Source organism: Aliivibrio sp. 1S128, assembly GCF_001691065.1.
Classification (GTDB): Bacteria; Pseudomonadota; Gammaproteobacteria; order Enterobacterales; family Vibrionaceae; genus Aliivibrio.
In genome coordinates, this window is record NZ_MAJV01000053.1 from 1 (window position 1) to 362 (window position 362).

Consider the following 362-nt stretch of genomic DNA (forward strand, 5'->3'; position numbering starts at 1 on the left):
AATGCAAAATAAGTACAGCTATGTGTCTTCTTCACCAAAACCTGCGATGCTTGTAAACGAACAAAATGGTATTTGGAGTAAAGATGACATGGGAAATCCAATCTATCAGTTAGATCTAGGCGGCACAATCCGAGATACCATTACGATCTTAGTTAATATGCCTTTTAACTGGCAAGCATCAGAGCATGAAAAGTTAGGCTATATTGCTTCAGGTAATAGCCAAGGTGAGCTTGTTATATCACCTGCATTTAAAGAATCTTCTATTAGAACAATTAATGTGGATGTGAACTAAATGAATGCAGGTGAACAAAAAAAACGGCTAAGAGATCAACTTTACAAAGCGAATACAATTTATTCTTGGG

At 36.2% G+C, this 362-nt stretch carries 1 protein-coding gene; it reads left to right on the forward strand.

The annotated features are described in order from the left end of the window. The coding region (locus tag A6E03_RS20240) for a hypothetical protein (protein ID WP_176703460.1) at window positions 1-292 on the forward strand (292 nt) is incomplete at its 5' end. Window positions 293-362: the final 70 nt, after the last annotated feature.